This window comes from Chryseobacterium sediminis (assembly GCF_008386505.1).
Lineage (GTDB): Bacteria > Bacteroidota > Bacteroidia > Flavobacteriales > Weeksellaceae > Chryseobacterium > Chryseobacterium sediminis.
In genome coordinates, this window is the sequence record NZ_VUNZ01000004.1 from 201,628 (window position 1) to 220,605 (window position 18,978).

Here is an 18,978-nt window from a genome sequence, read left to right on the forward strand (position 1 = left end):
ATTTTTAAACTTTTAAATACTACATTCATGAGAGATAAGTTTTTATCTTGGGGAATTGTATTAGTAGTTGCTGTATGGGTTATAGCACTGCTGATCAGAGCGCATTACTGGATACCAACGCTGTTATCCGCAATCTATGCATTAGGTGTATACAATGCTTATCAATCGAAACATGCTATTTTGAGGAACTTTCCGGTATTGGGATACTTCAGGTATTTTTTCGAGAGTATTTCACCCGAAATGCAGCAATACTTTATTGAAAGGGAGACAGACGGGAAACCGTTTCCAAGAAATCAGCGTTCTGCAGTATACAGACGTGCAAAAAATCTAAGTGATACCGTAGCTTTTGGTACACAGCTGGAAGTTAATCACAGAAAATATGAAGGGATTAAGCATTCTATTTATGCAAAATCACCATCAGAAGAACTTCCGAGAGTGTGGGTAGGAGGAGAACAGTGTACACAGCCTTATCATGCTTCGTTATTTAATATTTCAGCCATGAGTTTTGGAGCATTGAGTGACAGGGCTCAGATTTCCCTGAACAGAGGGGCTAAAAAAGGAAATTTTTACCATAATACAGGAGAAGGAGGGATTTCACCCCACCATATGGAAGGCGGTGATCTATGCTGGCAGATCGGAACGGGATACTTTGGTTGTCGTGACGAGGAAGGCAAGTTTAATCCGGAGCTTTTTGAAAAATATGCTACACTTCCTAATGTTAAAATGGTGGAGATCAAATTATCACAGGGAGCAAAGCCAGGACATGGAGGGGTACTTCCAGGCGTAAAAAACACTCCGGAAATTGCAGCAATCCGTCACGTAACCCCTGGAATGACCGTTATTTCACCACCATCACATACATCATTCTCTGATGCAGCAGGATTGTTGAAGTTTGTACAGCAACTGAGAGAACTGTCAGGAGGAAAACCTGTAGGATTTAAGCTTTGTATAGGAGACACCAAAGAATTCGAGGATGTTTGTGTGCAAATGAATGTACTGAAGATTTATCCTGACTTTATTACGATAGACGGAGCTGAAGGAGGAACAGGAGCCGCACCGCCGGAATTCTCAGATGGAGTAGGGATGCCACTAGAGCCGGCTTTGATATTTGTGAACAGAACGCTTAATAATTATAACTTAAGAAATAAATTAAGAGTGATAGCAAGTGGTAAGGTTCTTACGAGCTTAGATATCCTCAGAGCTATTGCGATGGGCGCTGATATGTGTAATAACGCTAGAGGATTTATGTTCTCTTTAGGATGTATTCAGGCATTGAGATGTAATTCAAACAACTGTCCTACAGGAGTTGCTACACAGGATAAAATGCTTATCAAAGGGCTTGATGTAACTGATAAGGCAGAAAGAGTGTACCACTTCCACAAAAATACCCTTCATACCTGCAATGAACTGATTGCTGCTGCAGGAAGAAGTTCTTATGAAGAAGTAGATGCTACCATGTTTATGAGAGGTGATGAATTTGACCACCTTGCAGACCTTTATTTCCCGGATATTTTAGGAAATGTAAAACAGAAGGCAAGATCATAATACACTCACTTTATTCTATAAAAAACACTGTCTACAAGGACAGTGTTTTTTTATTATGTGATTAACTTTTAATTTTATTGCTGTTCAGGTAATTGTACATCACCACTTGGTCTGGCCTCTCTTCCATAAATCTGAAAATTGAACACAAAAGATTTGTTTCTGTAAGAAAGACTTAAGTACGGATAATGAGGGTTTCTTGCAAAAGCAGCTCTGGAAGGAACAATAATTACTCCCTGTAAGTTATAAGGCGCTTCATTGGAAAGATTATCAAATGCTTTGAATTTTTGTAAAGCCTCTCTGAAACCAGGAATCTGATAATAACTTGCTTTTTTTGCAGCATCAGGGGTAGTAGCAGCATCCAGTATTGATTTCTTTGTGTAATAAAACATAGGATCAATAACAGGTACACCCGTTCCGTCAATAGTATTTAAAAAAGCAGCTTTTGATTGAAATGAAGTATTTCCATCAGAGTTAACAGCCAGATAAGAGTAAGCCCTTCCCATGATTTTGATAATATCTGTACTTTCAATGGTTTTTCCTTCAGCTGATGAAGGCTGGGCGCCGCTTCTCATGATATAAATAGTTCCCGAAGGAAGTGTTATAGGTGACAGTTCAGATAGTTTCTTTTCGGTGTCATCCGCAGTATCTGTAGAACTGAAAGCTTTTATATTACCCTGTGCATCCAGATAATTCTCATCCATGAATTTCTTAATGGCCTGATCATCATAAGTATTTTGTGTAGCAATGTCTTCCGGCTCTACATAGGGTGACGTATCATCATCTTTCTTACAAGCAGAAAAACACAAAGATCCTGCAAGGATATATAAAAATATTTTTTTCATTTCAAAAAACTTTAATTACTTTACAAATAATATAACGGCAAAAGTATAAAAAAATATGAGAATAGATAAATTTTTATGGAGCATTCGTTTTTATAAGACGAGAAATATTGCAGCAGAGGAGATTAAGAAGAATAGAGTTTCTATAGGAACGTCTGCCGTAAAGTCATCTAAAGAGGTAAAAGAAGGAGATACTATTAAAATCCGTAAGAATCAGATTGATTATAAAATAAAGGTAATTCAGATTCCTAAAAGCAGAATAGGTGCTAAACTGGTGCCCCTCCATATTCAGGACGTGACCGATAAAGAACAATATGAATTGTTGAAACTTCGTAAAATGTCACAAGACTATTACAGAAACAAAGGAGAAGGAAGACCTACGAAGAAAGACAGAAGGGAAATGGACGATTATGTAGGTAACGACATCGCTTCAGATTTTACAGACTGGGATGATTTCTTTGGAGAGACAGATAATGGAGAAGAAACCGAAGATTAATATTAAAATAAAAAAGCTCTAGAGATAGAGCTTTTCTATTATTTCGTTGACAATGTCTTCCGGTTCTCTGGAATCTGTACCTACAGTGAATTGTGCCTTGCTGTAAAACTGATTTCTTTCAAATAAATGCTTAGCGATGAATTCCGGGAGGTCTTCATCAGATATATTGGCAATCAACGGCCTTTTTTCTTTCTGTTTTGAAAGCCTTTCAACCAAAGTTCCTACAGAGCTTCTTAAAAAAACACTTTTGGAATTATGATTAATGATCTCCATATTATTGTAATAAACAGGAGTACCTCCGCCAAGACTTAAAACTACATTTTCTTCCGAAGCCAATATCTCTTCCAGCGCCTCTCTCTCCAGCTTTCTAAAGTAAATCTCACCCTTCTTTTCAAAAATTTCCGGGATGGTTAATTTATTTCTTCTGGAAATCTCTTTATCGAGATCAATCAATTTAAAATCGATTTTTTCGCTTAATATTTTGGAAATGTGAGATTTGCCACTCCCCATGTATCCGATTAATGAAATTACCATGAATTTTTTTTTAACAAATTTGCGAAAAAGTTTTGAGATAAAGAAAAAAGTCATATCTTTGCACCACTTAAAACAAGGGACATTACTTAAATGAAAACTTGGTAAGTAAGTGACCGACTCGGTAGCTCAGCTGGTAGAGCAATACACTTTTAATGTATGGGTCCTGGGTTCGAATCCCAGCCGGGTCACAAGCAATAAAAATTACTGGATTTTGTAATTTTATTGCCTGCGTGGTGAAATTGGTAGACACGCCATCTTGAGGGGGTGGTTTCCTAAGGATGTGCTGGTTCGAGTCCAGTCGCAGGCACTGCAAAGAAAAATTTATAATTAATATTGAAATTTATTTCATTTTAATTGTGGCCGACTCGGTAGCTCAGCTGGTAGAGCAATACACTTTTAATGTATGGGTCCTGGGTTCGAATCCCAGCCGGGTCACAAGTTTACTGAAAAGTAAATTTTTTTCATATTAATATTTTGTGATTTGGTGTTTCAAAGGCTTCCTTCAGGAGGCCTTTGATTTTTTGTATTCAATCTTAATGGTCATACAATATTTCTCTCATAATGACTTACAATAAATAAAAAAACTCTGACGTTGCCATCAGAGTTTATATCTTATAAAAAGTATGCGTTGTTATTGTATTAATCTAAATGCATATTGTCAATTAATCTTACGCCATCCACTACCACTACAATGAATGCTCTGAATTTTCTGTCCTTATAGAAGAAATCAGTTTCCTGTAGAGTGTTTTCATCAGCAATCAGGAAGTATTCCAGCTTCATTCCCTGCTGATTGTCAAAAATATCTGTTACCCTTTCCTTTATTTCCGGTATTGTAACGGTTCTGAACCAGTCGTTTACTTTTTTTAAAGTCTCATAAATGACTTTAGAAGCTTCTTTTCGGTCTTCATGAAGTCTTTGATTTCTTGAGCTTAATGCTAATCCGTTTTCTGCTCTGTAGATCGGAACTCCTGATATTTTAACGGGAAGATGTTTTTTATCTACCATCTTTTTAATAATAGCAAGCTGCTGAAAGTCTTTTTCACCAAAATAAGCATTGTCAGGCTGTATCTGTCTGAAAAGCTCTTCTACAACAGTTCCTACACCGTCAAAATGTCCCGGTCTGGATTTGCCTTCCATTTCATTTTCCAATCCATCAAAATCATAGCGCTGGCTTTCAGTTTTCTCAGGATAGATATCTGTTACCTCAGGAATATAAACGGCATCAACAAGACCTGAATTTTGAAGAATAAGAATATCTCTGTTAACATCTCTTGGGTATTTTTCAAGATCTTCAGAATTATTGAACTGGGTTGGATTTACAAAAATTGAAGAAATAACAAGGTCATTTTCTTTTCTTGCCTCTTCATACAGAGAAAGATGGCCTTTATGTAAAGCGCCCATCGTAGGTGCAAAACCAATTCTTTTCCCCATTTCTTTCTGTCTTTCAATGAAATCCTGAAGGACTTTCCTGTTTTTTATAACTTCCATAGTTTATTTTAATGCTATTTCAAAAATACTAAAAATATCGTATAATAATATGCACTTTTAATAATTTGGAAAAGGGAATTTTCGTAAAAAAATGTTAATTAAAATAATGTTGGATGTTTTTTTGTAATTTTGCACATTAAAGCATTTTTACAAAAATTAGATAGAAAGTTTATGCCGAATCAAAAAATACTGTACATTACTACAGAGATGTATCCATATCAGGAAGATACAAATATGGCTGCAGTGGTAAACAAAATGGCACTTAAGATGCACCAAGAAGGCAATGATGTAAGAGTTTTTATGCCAAGATTTGGACAAATAAGTGAGAGGAAATTTCAGCTTCATGAGGTAATCCGTCTTTCAGGGATGAATATCATTATCAATGACCTGGACCAGCCTCTGATCATTAAAGTAGCGTCTCTTCCGGGGGAAAGACTTCAGGTTTACTTTATTGACAACGAAGAATACTTCAAAAGAAAACAATACTATTTTGATGATGAAGGAAATCCTTTCGAGGACAATGACGAAAGAGCTATTTTCTTTGCCAGAGGAGTTATTGAAACAATTAAGAAACTAAACTGGGTGCCGGATATCATTCATTTAAACGGATGGATGGCTTCTTTTGTTCCAATTTATCTTAAAACTTACTACGAATCAGATACTTATTTCAAAGACGCAAAAATTGTACTTTCTCTTTATAATGAGAAAGATGCTGATTTGGATAAAAAGATCGACGAAAAGCTGCAGTTTGATAATATTTCAGGTTTAAAAGCGTTAGATAACCCAACAATTAAAAGTTTTGTTATCGAAAGTATGAACTATGTAAATGCTGTTGTGAAAGGTGACGAGTTTCTGGATGAAGACCTGGATAAGGCTTTCAACGAAACAACTACCGAGAAGTCGGAATATCTTGACATAGATTCTATAAATCAACTTTATTAAAAACACATTTTTAATGACTCATAATCTTAAAAGGACCTTCGCCATGCTTTTATTGGCGATTTTCGGAAGTGCAATCCTTTATAACTGTGAACCGGATCCGGATTCTCTTGGTGAACAGTTGTTCAATGATGATGCAGCACAGGGGAATGAAATTGCATATCCAGTTATCGCATACAATTACGACAATAAAGATTCAATCAGAAGTGATGCTTCCAGACTGATCAGTGGAGTGAGTGAAGCTGGTGCAGCTTCATATGTTGGTGTTCTTGGAGCTTTTACTGAAGGCGAATTTGGAATGCAGAGAGCTTCTTATGTAACCCAGCTTAGAATGCCGGTAGATAATTATGACTTTAACGGAGATAATCCAAAAGTAGACTCTGTAGTCCTTGTAGTAAGACCTCCTGCGAATACTACTTCTAATACCTATTTCTTTGAAAGCGATTCATTAAAAACAAATACGTTTGAGAAAAGTGATTTCCCGGTAGATGGAGTTGCTACAGCCGTTTCAATTGAAAGAAAAACATATCCTGTTCGTAAATACGGTAAAATAGGAGGTGGTTCAAAATCAATGAAGATCAATGTACACGAAGTGACTACGTTCTTAGATGCAAACGATGATAAGTACAAACGTTCCAATGCGGGTACAAGTATAAGCACTGGTGAGTTATTAGGATCAGGAGTATTTGATGGTAACATTAATTCCTTATCTATTACTAAAAAATCTGACAACTCGGTTGTATTTACAGGAAACCTTGGATTCAGAATGAAACTTAGCAATACAAACTTTTTCCAGACTCATATTCTTGATAAAAAAGGAAAGCCTGAACTTCAGGATGCTGCTAACTTTATCAGATATTTCAAAGGAATAAAGATTTCTGTAGATGAAACAGATAAATATCTTTACCAGTTCTCTCCTAATGACCTGCAGCTTATCATGTATTATAAATATGATAAAACAGACAACGGAACAACAACAAGACCACAAACAAATCTTGTCTTCAACTTAGGAGGTTCTAATGCTCATATCGGATTGTATGAATATAGCAGAACCAACTCTTCTGTTGAGAAGGCATTGGCTGCAATTAATTCTTCTGAAGGAGATGAAAGACTTTTTGTTCAGGGAATGGGAGGACCTTCTGTAGTAATGAAAATTAAGGATGAGACAATTGCAGACCTTAAGAAGATCTATGTTGAAAAGAAAGCAGGTATTTTAAGTGCTAAAATAAGAGTATATGTAGATCCATTGAGCTGGAAGAATACGAACTCAACAGAGGATCGTAAGTTTACCCTTTTAAATAATACTTTAAATAGTAATGGTACTATTGATTTCTCAAAATTAACCTATACATCAGATTTATCAACGGGACTTGGTTTATATAATTACAATAAGGATAAAGATTACTATGATATTATAGTAACAAAAACAATCAAGGATCTTGTTGAAGATGCAAAAGATAGTGATGGGAACTTCATTAAGAATAAACCACTAATAATCAGTGCTGGAACATTTGCTGCAAATGCTACAGGAACACTTTTAGGAGTTCGTAATACAACAAGAGCATTTGATATGAACAGAGTGATTCTGACAGGTATTGATAAAAATAATACCAATCCAAAAAGAATCCAGCTGATGGTGACTTATGCTACGAAAAAATAGAATACAATAAATACAAAATACACTAGACAAAATATAATATGTGCGGAATAGTAGGATATACAGGTTTTCAAGACGCTTACGAAATTGTAATTAATGGTCTTAGAAGATTAGAATATAGAGGGTATGACAGTGCCGGAATTGTTTTAGAAGGTTCAAATAATAAGCTTGAAGTTGAAAAAACAAAAGGCAAGGTTGAGGATTTGGTGAATATTTCGAAAGAATTAAAAGGGAAATATAAAATTGGAATGGGGCACACGCGTTGGGCAACCCACGGAGTTCCAAGTGATAGAAACTCCCATCCGCACTTGTCAAACAACGGAAAAATAGCTATTGTACATAATGGTATTATCGAAAACTATGATACCATTAAAACAATGCTTACTGAAAAAGGCTTTACTTTCAAATCAGAAACAGATACTGAAGTATTGGTAAACCTTATTCAATACTTTATGGATATTAATTCTGAAACTGATTTCCCTACGGCAGTAAGATATGCATTAAATGAAGTATATGGTGCATATGCTATCACGGTACTTCATGAAGACTATCCGGGAGTATTGGTAGTAGGAAGATTAGGTTCTCCTCTGGCAATAGGTATCGGAGAAAAAGAATATTTTATTGCATCAGATGCCTCTCCTTTCGTAGAGTTTACAAAAGAAGCCATCTACCTTGAAGAAGGACATATGGCAACAATCTCTCTTGAAAAAGGAGTAGATATCAGAACCATTAATGATAACTCTAAAATTGAGCCGGAAATTCAGGAGCTTAAAATGAGTCTGGAGCAGATCGAAAAAGGTGGATATGAGCATTTCATGCTTAAAGAAATCTTTGAACAGCCAAAATCTGTACATGATACAATGAGAGGGAGACTTCTTGTAGATGAAGGAGTTATTAAAATGGCTGGTATCTGGGATCATGTTGAGAAATTCAAAAATGCCAACAGAATCATCATTATTGCTTGTGGAACATCTTGGCATGCAGGTCTTATCGGAGAATATCTTATAGAAGAGTATGCAAGAATACCTGTTGAAGTAGAATACGCATCAGAATTCAGATACAGAAATCCAATCATTACTGATAAAGATGTGGTGATTGCTATTTCTCAATCCGGAGAAACAGCTGATACAATGGCTGCTTTAAAACTGGCAAAAGAAAAAGGTGCATTTATATATGGTATATGTAATGTTGTAGATTCTTCAATTGCAAGAATTACAGATGCCGGTTCATATACACATGCTGGTCCTGAAATTGGGGTTGCTTCTACAAAAGCATTCACGGCACAGCTTACTATTCTTACTTTAATTGCATTTAAATTAGGAAAACACAACGGAAACTTAGGAAACGCTGAATTTATGAGCTTAATTGCTGAGCTTGATGCTATTCCTAAGAAAATTGAAGAAGTGTTGAATACGACCCACGAGCTGACACAAAATATTGCAAAAGATTTTGTGAAAGCTACAAACTTCCTTTATTTAGGAAGAGGATACAATTATCCGGCTGCCCTTGAGGGAGCATTAAAATTAAAAGAAATTTCTTACATCCATGCAGAAGGATACCCAGCTGCAGAAATGAAGCACGGTCCAATTGCCCTGATCGATGAAAATATGCCAATTGTAATTATAGCACCTAAAAAAGGTCACTATGATAAAATTGTAAGTAATGTTCAGGAAATTAAAGCGAGAAAAGGAAAAATTATCGCTGTAGTGAATAAAGGAGACCGTCAGGTGAGTGAAATGGCAGATTATGTTATTGAAATCCCTGAAACTTCAGAATGTTTCTCGCCAATCGTTGCCTCCGTACCTCTACAACTGCTTGCTTATTACATCGCAGTATATAGAGGGGCAAACGTAGATCAACCGAGAAACCTTGCAAAATCTGTTACCGTGGAATAAAAAGTTGTTGTAAATAAAATAAATTTAGATTTCTTCCGTTATTTCAAAAAAAATCTTAAAAGTTTCTTAAAAAAATTATATATTTACGGCTTAATTATAAAAATTAACATGAAAAGGATATTTCTTTTATTATTGTCTGCGTCGGTAGCATCGGTATCTTGTTCAGGTGGTGGCAGCTCTTCTGTAGGGAAGCCAGGAACAAAAGGAGAATTGATACCAAGAGAAAAAACTAAATCATTTGTTGCGGAAAGACCATACGGAATGGTCGCAATTCCTGCAGGTTCATTTGTTGCTGGTTTAGCAGACCAGGATCCAACAAATACTCCTGAAAAAGCAGCATTGAAGACAGTTACTGTTTCTTCTTTCTTCATGGATGAAGCAGAAACTACCAACTCGGAGTACAGAGTATTTATCAACTATGTAAGAGACTCTATTGCGAGAACTTTACTTGCTGAAGCTGCCGGAGAAGGTGGTGATGAAGGCGGACGTAAAGGAGCTGCAATAGGAGATTACGCATATCTTGCTAAAAAAGAAGAAAATTTAACACCTTATCAAGAATATATGGAAGGCCAGGGTGGCCGAGAAGACGGAAGTTATGATGCCAGCAAAAGATTAGATTGGAAAATCCCTTTGCACTGGAGTACAACAAAATATCCGGATGTAGAATACGCAGAAGTTTTAGAATCTATGTATCTACCTTCTTCTTCCAGAATTGGAAACGAAAGAATTTTAGATGTAAGCAAGCTTAAGTATACTTACCGTTGGGGAGATATGGATGCTGCTGTTGCAGATAACGAAAGAGGAGCTAATTACCTGAAAAGCGAAAGTATCGCGATCTATCCTGATACTACAGTTTGGGTAAAAGATTTCCACTTTGCTTACAATGAGCCATTGTTTGAACAGTATTTTTGGCATAAAGCTTATAAAGACTATCCTGTAGTAGGGGTAACCTGGGATCAGGCAAGGGCTTATTGTAACTTCAGATCTAAATTGAAATCTGATTACAACGAAAGTTTAAAAAGAAAAAAACAAAGACCATTAGAATTCCGTCTTCCAACAGAGACAGAATGGGAATATGCTGCAAGAGGAGGTATGCAAAATGCTACTTACCCTTGGGGTGGTCCATATTTAATGGATGACAGAGGTTGTTACCTTGCTAACTTCAAACCGAAGAGAGGTAACTACATGGAAGATGAGAAAAAAGGTACTTATACATATACAGCTCCAGTTAAGAAATTTAAGAAAAATGGGTTTGGGTTATTTGATATGGCTGGAAACGTTTCTGAATGGACATTATCTTCGTTTAACAACTCTTCAGCTGGATTCACTTCTACATTAAATCCTTCTACTAAGGATAAAAAAGATACGAAGAAATCAGTAAGAGGTGGATCTTGGAAAGATATAGGATATGCACTAATGACAGGTGCTAGAGATTGGGAAAGAAAAGATTCCGCAAGAAGCTATATCGGATTTAGAACTGTACAGGATATTCCTGAAGCAGCTGTTAAGCCAAGAAGAGTTAACAGAAATTAATCAGACAATTTTTCAATAACAATTTTATTTAACATTAAAAAAACTAACTCAATATGTTTAAGACTAAAGATGCTTGGATGAATTTCTTTTATTCATTCGGTGCTGCAATTGTAATTCTTGGAGCTTGGCTTAAAATTACTCACATTACCTTGGGACCAATTAACGGTAACATCGCTCTTACCGTGGGACTTATTACTGAGGCGATTATCTTTATCATTTTTGCATTTGACCCTCCAAAATCTGAAGAGTCTTATGCTTGGGAAAATGTTTATCCTGAATTATTAGATAAGCATGCTAACCCAAATCCATTACACTCTAATGTATCTTCTAGAAATAACAATGCTGCAGCTCAATTTGCTGAATTAGAAAATTCTCTTTCTACCAAATTGGACAAAATGCTTGAGGATGCTAGATTAGATGTTCAATTATTTGAAAGACTGAGAACAGGAATTGATAAATTTTCAAACTCTGTTGATCAGATCAATCAAACTGTTGACGTATCTGCTTCTACGCATAAATATAATGACCAATTAAATAAAGCTGCTCAGCATATGGAAAGCATGAATGCTCTTTATGCAATGCAACTTGAAAGCGGTAAAAAACAATCAGAATTTGCTAACAAATATGTAGCAGATATGCAGAAATCTGCAGAACAATCTGAGAAATTCAATCAAGAGCTACAAGGTTTAACTTCTAATCTTAATAACTTAAATAGAGTTTATGGTGGTATGTTAACTGCTATGAAGTCTTAATTCCTAACCATTTCTAAATTTAACTACTTAATCAAAAAACAAAGAAAAGAGAATGGCACAAGGAAAACAGACCCCTCGTCAGAAGATGATCAACCTGATGTATTTGGTGTTCATCGCGATGATGGCCCTAAATATTGATGCAGAAATCATCAGATCATACTATGACTCTACGAGAGCATTGAATGAAACCAGAACTTTAACAGAAAAAAAGAACGAGAAGATCTTTGAAAGAACGTTGGAAGCTAAGGCTCAGCAAGTTCCGGATACCTACGCGCAGCCTTGGGCTCAGTACAAAGTATTGAAAACCAAAATTGATGCGTTGGTGAAATCTGCTCAGGATGTTAAAGATTTATTGAAAAAACAATCTGAGTTTCACGATAAAGATAAGGACGGAAAAGATATTGACGTAAGTGAAAACTTTGCTGCACTTAACAACAACGAAGCAACTACTGAATATTTCTTCAAAGAAGGAGATGAAAATACTCCATCAAAGAATGCATTAGATCTTAAAGCTAAAATTGATGATGTAAGAAACTATATCAATACTACTTTTGGAAGCAATGCTCAGTTACAGGATTTAGTTGCAAGAGCTAATAAGTCTCTTATTGCGGAGTATCCTAAAGGAACATCTCCAAATGAAAAGACTTGGTTCCAGAATAAATTTTATCATCAGCCGCTAATTGCTGCAATATCTAACTTGGAGATTATCCAAAATGATGCCAGAAACGTTCAGTCTGATGCATTGGCACTATTACTTCAGGAAAAAGTAGATGCGAATATTAAATTCTCAAGCTACGAACCTATTGTTTCAGGTCCGGTTGATATCCAGGCAGGAAAACAGGCTGAAGTAAAAGTAATGTTAGGAACTTATTCTAACAGCAATAAAATCAGCATCTCTGGTGTAAGCAGAGTTGAAAATGGTAAAGGTATTACACAAATTTCAGGTTCTGGAATTGGTGAACATAAATTAGGAGGTACAATTACATTAACAGATGCTTCAGGTAAGCCACAATCTTTCCCTTGGACGCATACTTATAATGTAATCGCAGGACCTAGAGAAGTAAAACTTGAAAAAGGATTATTACTTTCTGCTGATAAAATGAATGTAATGTATAGAGGACTTGAGAACCCTGTTTCAGGATCAATCTTAGGTGCTGACAATTCTAAACTTTCATTATCTGCTGCAGGAGCTACTGTAAAAGGTAAAGGTCCAGGTAAATGGGATGTAACTCCTACTACAGGAAATGTAGTTAAGTTAACATTATCAGGAACAGATCCATATGGTAAAACAGTTTCTCAGGTATTTGAGTACAGAATTAAGAATATTCCTAGACCTCAGGGTCAGATCAGAGGTAAAGCTGTAAACTTTATGCCGGCAGGTTCTATCCCTAACCAGATTGTATCAGCTACTTTACCTGACTTTGACTTCCCTGTTTCGTTCACTGTAAATAGCTTCATTATTAAGCTTCCAGGAAAAGCAGGTACTCTGATTCAAGGTAGTTCACTATCAGGAGCAGAAGGTATGCTTAGAAACCTTAGACCTGGTGATGTAGTTCAGATCTATGATATTCAGGCTACGGCTACAGGATTGGGTAACCAGAAACTTAAGGAAATTTCGCCTGTAATTATTAATGTACAATAAGGTTAATTTGTAAAATCATATTATGAAAAAATATATTAGCACCCTTTTAGTTTTAGTTTCGGGATTCGCATTTTCCCAGACTATTCTGAATGCTGCTTCTCCCGAAGAATTTAGACAAATGAGATCTGAATCTATGAGAAAAGCAGGGGATACTGTTATCAGCAATAAAGTAAAGCCTCTTGAATATGGTTTCGTTGATGACAAAGATATTTACAAGAGTATGTTTGTTTGGGAAATCATTGATATGAATGATAAGATCAACCAGCCATTCTATTATGACAATCCGGATGGTCTTCTTTCAAGCTCTACAAGATCTTTATATCAATTACTACTTGATGGAGCCCTTAAAGGTGACATTAAAGAAGTTTATGATGACGAAAACTTTGTGACAAGACTTACACCTGAAGCCATTCAGAAAAGATTGGAAAGTATAAGACTTGACGAAGAAGCAATCGATATTCTTAACTCTGGAAGAACACTTACAGAAGACGAGAAAAAAAGATTAACAGATATCATCAGAACGACTACTGATAAAGTAAAAGTTCTTAAAGTGATGGGTATGTGGTTTATCGATAAGAGAGACGGTCAGATGAAATACAGACCTTTAGGTATCGCAGCTATGGGACCAGATCCTACATCTGTTGGAAGAATTGGTCCTGACGGTCAGCCTTTAGCAGGTGCTGATGAATTGATCGACTTATTCTGGATCTATTATCCAAGCGCTCGTGATATTTTGGCAAATAATTATGTTTTCAATAGAAAAAATTCTTCTGCCGACCTATCTTTTGATGATATCATCAATGCAAGAAGATTCTCTTCTATTATCTATAAGTCTTCAAGCGGCTTAGGAGATGGTACTATCAAAGACTATATTCCTAAAAATGCTGATGAACAGCTGGAAGAAAGCGATAGAATCAAATCGCAGATTCTTGACATGGAAAATGATATGTGGAATTACTAGATTTCACTTGATATTTATAGAAAACCTGAGTATTTTTACTCAGGTTTTTTTTATTATGAAATCGCCCTTTGTTTATTGCTACTCAATAATCAATGATATTGGGGATTACATATGACCTTTAAATAAATGAAATTTCTCATATGAAAAATGTAGATTATATTATTGTAGGAGACGGATATGCAGGACTTTTTCTGGCTCATCAGCTAATTAAGAACAATAAATCGTTTGTGATCTTTTCTGAAGGAAGAAAAAGTGCTTCACAGATTTCAGCCGGAATTATCAATCCTGTTGTTCTTAAAAAGTTTACCACATTTTGGAAAGCACAGGAACAAATAGACTTTCTTAAAGACAGCCTTAAAGAAATAGAAACTTATACCGGAGAAAATTACCTGATCAATGCTCCCATTCACAGAATTTTTCATGATGAGAATGAGCAGAACTTGTGGTTGAAAAAATCGGGAAATGAAGAATTATCTGCTTTTCTTGATAAAAATTTTGATTCTTTAAATGGGGTAAAAAACGATTTTCAGACCGGAAAGGTGAATCAGTCTGCCAGACTTAATGTTAATGGATTTTTTAATGGTTTATTCAGTTATTTGGAAAAAAATGATCATTTGATAAAAGAAAAATTCGATTATCCCAAACTGAACCCTTTTGAATCGGTTTATAAAGATATTTCTTTCAAAAATATTATTTTCTGCGAAGGTATGGGAGTGAAAGAAAATCCATATTTTTCAGAAGTTGCTGTGGTTCCTAATAAAGGTCATCATATAAAAGTGAAACTTTCCCAATCAATTCAGGAAAACGTCACCATTAAAAAGAAACACTTCTTATTTCCCACCGGAAACGGACTTTATTTTTATGGTGGAACCTACGACAGAGACCAGCTCCATCATCATATTGATGACTCAGCGGTCACTCAATTGGTCAATGGGCTTTCTGAATTTTATCCCTGTGATTTTGAAGTGGAAGAAGTACATTTTGGTTTCCGTCCTACTGTAAAAGACAGAAGACCAATCATCGGGAGGCATGAAACATTGCATAATTTGTATGTTTTTAATGGAATGGGAGCCCGTGGTATCCTGAATGGATGCTATTTTGCACGTGACTTGTTCCGTTTTATTGAAAATGATATTCCACTGCATGAAGAAGTTTCATCAAGGAGATTTCAATAGCATATCTTAGTGTAAAGATTCAAAACTATAAAGCATATGAACGAAAATATATTAGGTATCATTGCCGGTTTTCTTACTTCTGTTTCAATGATTCCGCAGCTTGTAAAAGTGATCAGAGAAAAGAATGTAGAAGATATTTCTTTGCTCATGCTTCTGGTCCTTATTTCAGGGCTTTCATTATGGGTATGGTATGGTTTTGCAAAAAATGAACTGCCTATTATTTTATCAAATTCGTTTGCTGTTCTGGTGAATATAAGCCTTCTGATTTGCTATAGAATGTACAATAAAAAAGAGTAATCCTATATAAATGAAAAAGACACCTTATCAAAAGGTGTCTTTATATTTTTACTGTAAAAAGATTCAATTACTGAAGAACAAATTTAGCTAAAGGAGCCATTCTTGCCTTGTTTAAAGTAAGCGTATTTCCGTTTACAGAGTAGTTATCTGCAGCAAGGACTGCTTTAGTAAACTGGTTTTCAATATCCAGATCTTCACAAGCCATCATGGTAGACATTCCCTGATTGAATTTTATTCTCATGATTTCAGGTTTAATCTCGAAAGTTCCTCCAAATCCGTTACATCCGGCATGACCTTCATATCTCATTCCATCCATATTAAGTTTGAAATGAGGATTGTTTTTAGGGTTTTTAAGTTCAATCGGTTTCCCGTTAAGCTCTATAAGTTTCCAGGTTTTTCCGGTAATATCAGTAGTCGCTTTTTGTGCGTTTTGTGTTTTACATGAAACAACCAGAAATGTTGCAATAACAAGTGCCGATAAATAATAATATAAACTTTTCATAATGCTTATTTTTTTAAGATGAATGCTATTCCTTATGCTAATACGATGCCATTTTTGCCGGGCCAGATTCTTTTTTTGCCTGTTTAAGATGGAATAGAACCATGTCTACATTCTTCTTAAGGAAAGTTATATTTCCCTTAATATCAGAATATTGATACTCTTCATTGGAGGCAGTATATTCAGGTAAAGCATCACTTTTTTTAAGGTCAAAAGTTTTACCGTTTAAATGTATTGTTGCGGTATTTTTGGTGTTGTTGATCGTCACTTCTATCTTTTCCCCATAGCTGTCAACGTACACATCTTTGAAAATTTCGTCTGTGTTTTCGGGTGCGGCAGCGGTAATAGTTTCAGCTTCTTTACTCGGATGTTTACACGCTGTTAGGGAAAGAATGGTCAATCCTAAAAGGATTGGTGTTAATAATTTTTTCATAGTGATAAGTGATTTTAAAGTGTTTCATGAATTATGATGTTAATGCCTTATAAATTTACAAATATTTTTAATAAATATATGTTAATTTTTCATAAACTAACAGAGAGTTAAGATTTTATCTAATTTAACTCACTGTTTTATGAAACATTATTCGCGAAACAGAAAATAATAATTATTGTAGAAAAGTGGGGATTATCGTTGTTGTTTCAGGGATTTTAACGAACTTATTTTCACTGGTATAGTGTGCTTTTTTTTCATTTTTCATTTGTTGTGTAAATTTTTGGCAAAAATAATTCAAAAAGAAGAGAGTAACAATAAGTTAATGTTAATAATTCTAATTCATGATAAAGTTTAGGTTGGACTATTTTAACTTTCAGTTTTCAAATAAAAATCTTCAAAACAGAACAATTATGCACTTCATGATGTTCAAAAAAGCAACAACATTATAATTAAATTTTCCTTAAATTGAAAAATATGGCTTGATTTTTGAAAATTGTAAACTGCTCAGATAGAATTTCAAAATTGCTTGCATTGTGCTTGAATACGATGAAAGTTCACTATTTTTCAAACTTTTTTATTCAGGTATTTTAAAGGATAGTTAAATTTTGTTAATCTACTATGATAATATCATAATCTGGGTGTACATTTGCCACTTCAAAATGAGAAACTTTATAGTATACTTTTTAACTGGTCTTTTTCTGCTCTTTGTAGTAGAAAGCAGACTCGATGTTAAAACGCTACGAAATGACTACAATGGTCATGTTTCTCATCATATGCCGAAAAGAGCCAACCGTCTCAACCAGACTTTTGAAAAACTTTCTGTTCAGCAGATGGCCGATAATGTAGACAACTCCACATTAGAACTTGCTGAAAATGATTTCCAGCTGTCTGATGTATGGGAGGCTATTATTGTTTTTGCCGGAGTTTTCAGCCTGGTTTATATTTTTGGATTAAAAAGCTATAAACGGTTTAGACCGGATATTCATGGCTTTGTCTTTGGTCTTACTGCCAAAAGATTCATTCTGATCCGTTCTATTAGAATTTAAAATTTTCTCGATCTATTCATTTTTCTGCCTGATTCCGGGTAGAAATACTTTGCGTTGTGTATGTCGGTAATCATCACATCGTCCCTCTTTTATTACCGTTTTATTTCTATCAAAACATTAACGATTTATATAAACTCTAGAATTATGATAAAGAGAGTTGCTTCGGGAATTGCGCTGAGTGCCCTTCTGTTGGCAGTTGGCTGCAATAAGAAAAAAGAAGAAAAAGAAGAAGTTACCGTATATCCGGTGACGTCCCCTGTAGTAATGGATACTGTAATCAACAAAGAATACGTAGCCCAGATTCAATCCGTAAAAAACATTGAAGTAAGAGCCCAGGAAAAGGGCTTTCTGGAAAAGATCTTTGTAGATGAAGGACAATACGTACAGGCGGGACAGACATTGTTTCGAATCATGCCTAAACTGTATCAGGCAGAATTATTAAAAGCAAAAGCAGAGGTAGAACAGGCTTCTATCGAACTGAAAAATGCAAGTACATTAGCAGGAAACAATATTGTTTCTAAAAATGAAAAAGCAATGGCAAAAGCCAAGCTGGATGCTGCTAATGCAGAAATGAAACTGGCTCAGATCCATCTTTCATTTACGGATATCAAAGCACCATTCTCTGGTGTTATCAACAGAATCCCTTTGAAGCTTGGAAGTCTTGTTGACGAAGGTGATTTGTTGACTTCATTATCAGATAACACAAGTATCTATACTTATTTTAATGTTTCTGAACCGGAATATTTAAGTTATCAGACTCACGCGGCAGACAGAGGCAGCAATCAGGTGTCTCTGATCACAGCAAACGGAGAAACCTATTCGCAGAAAGGAGAAATCCAGACTATTGAAGGAGAATTTGACAACGAAACAGGTAATATTGCTTTCCGTGCCAAGTTCCCGAATCCTGATAAACTCTTAAGAAATGGAGAGACAGGAAAAATACAGATGTCAATGCCTGTTCATAATGCACTCATTATTCCTCAGAAAGCTACTTATGAGATTCAGGATCAGAAATACGTATTTGTCATTGATAAAAATGGAATGGCAAAATCCCGAAATATCAAAATCGCTTATGAACTTCCGGATCTTTATGTAGTAGGTTCAGGTATTTCAAAAGGAGACCAGATCCTTTTGGAAGGAGTTCAGAAAGTGAAGGATGATCAAAAGGTGAAAACAAAATTCCAGGATCCTAAGAAAGTTCTTCAATCATTGAAATTAAAAGCAGAGTAGTGGTCTCTAAAATGAAG

General features: G+C 35.4%; 18 protein-coding genes and 3 tRNA genes. 16 read left to right on the forward strand and 5 right to left on the reverse strand.

Annotated elements, in window-relative coordinates; genetic code table 11:
- Positions 1-27 precede the first annotated feature (27 nt).
- A complete protein-coding gene (locus FW780_RS19000) occupies positions 28-1,545 on the forward strand; it encodes an FMN-binding glutamate synthase family protein (protein ID WP_149835212.1) in 1,518 nt (505 codons plus the stop codon).
- Between the two features lie 74 nt (positions 1,546-1,619).
- On the opposite strand, the gene FW780_RS19005 is transcribed toward FW780_RS19000, so the two are convergent.
- On the reverse strand, positions 1,620-2,387 hold the full coding sequence (locus tag FW780_RS19005; protein WP_149835213.1) for a hypothetical protein: 768 nt from the start codon (positions 2,385-2,387) through the stop codon (positions 1,620-1,622).
- A 55-nt stretch (positions 2,388-2,442) separates the two neighbouring features.
- On the opposite strand from FW780_RS19005, the gene FW780_RS19010 reads away from it, so the two are divergent.
- Entirely contained in the window at positions 2,443-2,880 is a 438-nt protein-coding gene (locus tag FW780_RS19010; RefSeq protein WP_149835214.1) for an RNA-binding S4 domain-containing protein, read from the forward strand.
- Positions 2,881-2,898: 18 nt separating this feature from the next.
- Here the strand turns inward: FW780_RS19010 and FW780_RS19015 are convergent, their stop codons facing one another.
- On the reverse strand, positions 2,899-3,414 hold the full coding sequence (locus tag FW780_RS19015; RefSeq protein ID WP_047377852.1) for a shikimate kinase: 516 nt from the start codon (positions 3,412-3,414) through the stop codon (positions 2,899-2,901).
- Positions 3,415-3,529: 115 nt separating this feature from the next.
- Here FW780_RS19015 and FW780_RS19020 point away from each other — a divergent pair.
- From FW780_RS19020 to FW780_RS19030, 3 genes are all read left to right on the forward strand, one after another.
- Positions 3,530-3,602, forward strand: a tRNA-Lys gene (locus FW780_RS19020).
- Positions 3,603-3,638: 36 nt separating this feature from the next.
- A tRNA-Leu gene (locus tag FW780_RS19025) sits at positions 3,639-3,721 on the forward strand.
- A gap of 55 nt (positions 3,722-3,776) precedes the next feature.
- Positions 3,777-3,849 (forward strand) — tRNA-Lys (locus FW780_RS19030).
- A gap of 204 nt (positions 3,850-4,053) precedes the next feature.
- Here FW780_RS19030 and panC read toward each other — a convergent pair.
- Positions 4,054-4,902, reverse strand: coding sequence for a pantoate--beta-alanine ligase (panC, locus tag FW780_RS19035; RefSeq protein ID WP_149835215.1), 849 nt, complete (start codon positions 4,900-4,902; stop codon positions 4,054-4,056).
- A gap of 171 nt (positions 4,903-5,073) precedes the next feature.
- On the opposite strand from panC, the gene FW780_RS19040 reads away from it, so the two are divergent.
- From FW780_RS19040 to FW780_RS19080, 9 genes are all read left to right on the forward strand, one after another.
- Complete coding sequence (locus FW780_RS19040) at positions 5,074-5,844, forward strand: glycogen/starch synthase (RefSeq protein ID WP_149835216.1); 771 nt, start codon at positions 5,074-5,076, stop codon at positions 5,842-5,844.
- Between the two features lie 13 nt (positions 5,845-5,857).
- Entirely contained in the window at positions 5,858-7,501 is a 1,644-nt protein-coding gene (locus FW780_RS19045; RefSeq protein ID WP_149835217.1) for a DUF4270 family protein, read from the forward strand.
- Between the two features lie 38 nt (positions 7,502-7,539).
- On the forward strand, positions 7,540-9,393 hold the full coding sequence (gene glmS / locus FW780_RS19050; RefSeq protein WP_149835218.1) for a glutamine--fructose-6-phosphate transaminase (isomerizing): 1,854 nt from the start codon (positions 7,540-7,542) through the stop codon (positions 9,391-9,393).
- A 108-nt stretch (positions 9,394-9,501) separates the two neighbouring features.
- On the forward strand, positions 9,502-10,926 hold the full coding sequence (porK, locus tag FW780_RS19055; protein WP_149835219.1) for a T9SS ring complex lipoprotein PorK/GldK: 1,425 nt from the start codon (positions 9,502-9,504) through the stop codon (positions 10,924-10,926).
- Between the two features lie 53 nt (positions 10,927-10,979).
- Positions 10,980-11,678: a type IX secretion system motor protein PorL/GldL gene (gene porL / locus FW780_RS19060; RefSeq protein WP_047377858.1), complete on the forward strand. Its 699-nt coding sequence runs from the start codon at positions 10,980-10,982 to the stop codon at positions 11,676-11,678.
- Between the two features lie 52 nt (positions 11,679-11,730).
- Positions 11,731-13,320 carry a type IX secretion system motor protein PorM/GldM gene (gene porM, locus FW780_RS19065; protein ID WP_149835220.1) on the forward strand — a complete coding sequence of 530 codons (1,590 nt, stop codon included), beginning with the start codon at positions 11,731-11,733 and terminating at the stop codon, positions 13,318-13,320.
- 22 nt (positions 13,321-13,342) lie between these two features.
- On the forward strand, positions 13,343-14,281 hold the full coding sequence (gene porN, locus FW780_RS19070; protein WP_077413990.1) for a type IX secretion system ring subunit PorN/GldN: 939 nt from the start codon (positions 13,343-13,345) through the stop codon (positions 14,279-14,281).
- Positions 14,282-14,421: 140 nt separating this feature from the next.
- Positions 14,422-15,456 (forward strand): NAD(P)/FAD-dependent oxidoreductase, encoded by a 1,035-nt coding sequence (locus FW780_RS19075; RefSeq protein ID WP_149835221.1) that lies wholly within the window; start codon positions 14,422-14,424, stop codon positions 15,454-15,456.
- Positions 15,457-15,492: 36 nt separating this feature from the next.
- Positions 15,493-15,753 carry a SemiSWEET transporter gene (locus FW780_RS19080; protein ID WP_149835222.1) on the forward strand — a complete coding sequence of 87 codons (261 nt, stop codon included), beginning with the start codon at positions 15,493-15,495 and terminating at the stop codon, positions 15,751-15,753.
- A gap of 67 nt (positions 15,754-15,820) precedes the next feature.
- On the opposite strand, the gene FW780_RS19085 is transcribed toward FW780_RS19080, so the two are convergent.
- Together FW780_RS19085 and FW780_RS19090 are read right to left on the reverse strand one after the other, a co-directional pair.
- Positions 15,821-16,255 (reverse strand): META domain-containing protein, encoded by a 435-nt coding sequence (locus tag FW780_RS19085; protein ID WP_149835223.1) that lies wholly within the window; start codon positions 16,253-16,255, stop codon positions 15,821-15,823.
- Between the two features lie 37 nt (positions 16,256-16,292).
- On the reverse strand, positions 16,293-16,685 hold the full coding sequence (locus FW780_RS19090) for a multicopper oxidase domain-containing protein (RefSeq protein WP_149835224.1): 393 nt from the start codon (positions 16,683-16,685) through the stop codon (positions 16,293-16,295).
- Between the two features lie 659 nt (positions 16,686-17,344).
- Between FW780_RS19090 and FW780_RS19095 the strand changes: the two genes are divergently transcribed.
- Positions 17,345-17,731 carry a hypothetical protein gene (locus FW780_RS19095; protein WP_149835225.1) on the forward strand — a complete coding sequence of 129 codons (387 nt, stop codon included), beginning with the start codon at positions 17,345-17,347 and terminating at the stop codon, positions 17,729-17,731.
- Between the two features lie 147 nt (positions 17,732-17,878).
- Entirely contained in the window at positions 17,879-18,961 is a 1,083-nt protein-coding gene (locus FW780_RS19100) for an efflux RND transporter periplasmic adaptor subunit (RefSeq protein WP_149835355.1), read from the forward strand.
- Positions 18,962-18,978 lie beyond the last annotated feature (17 nt).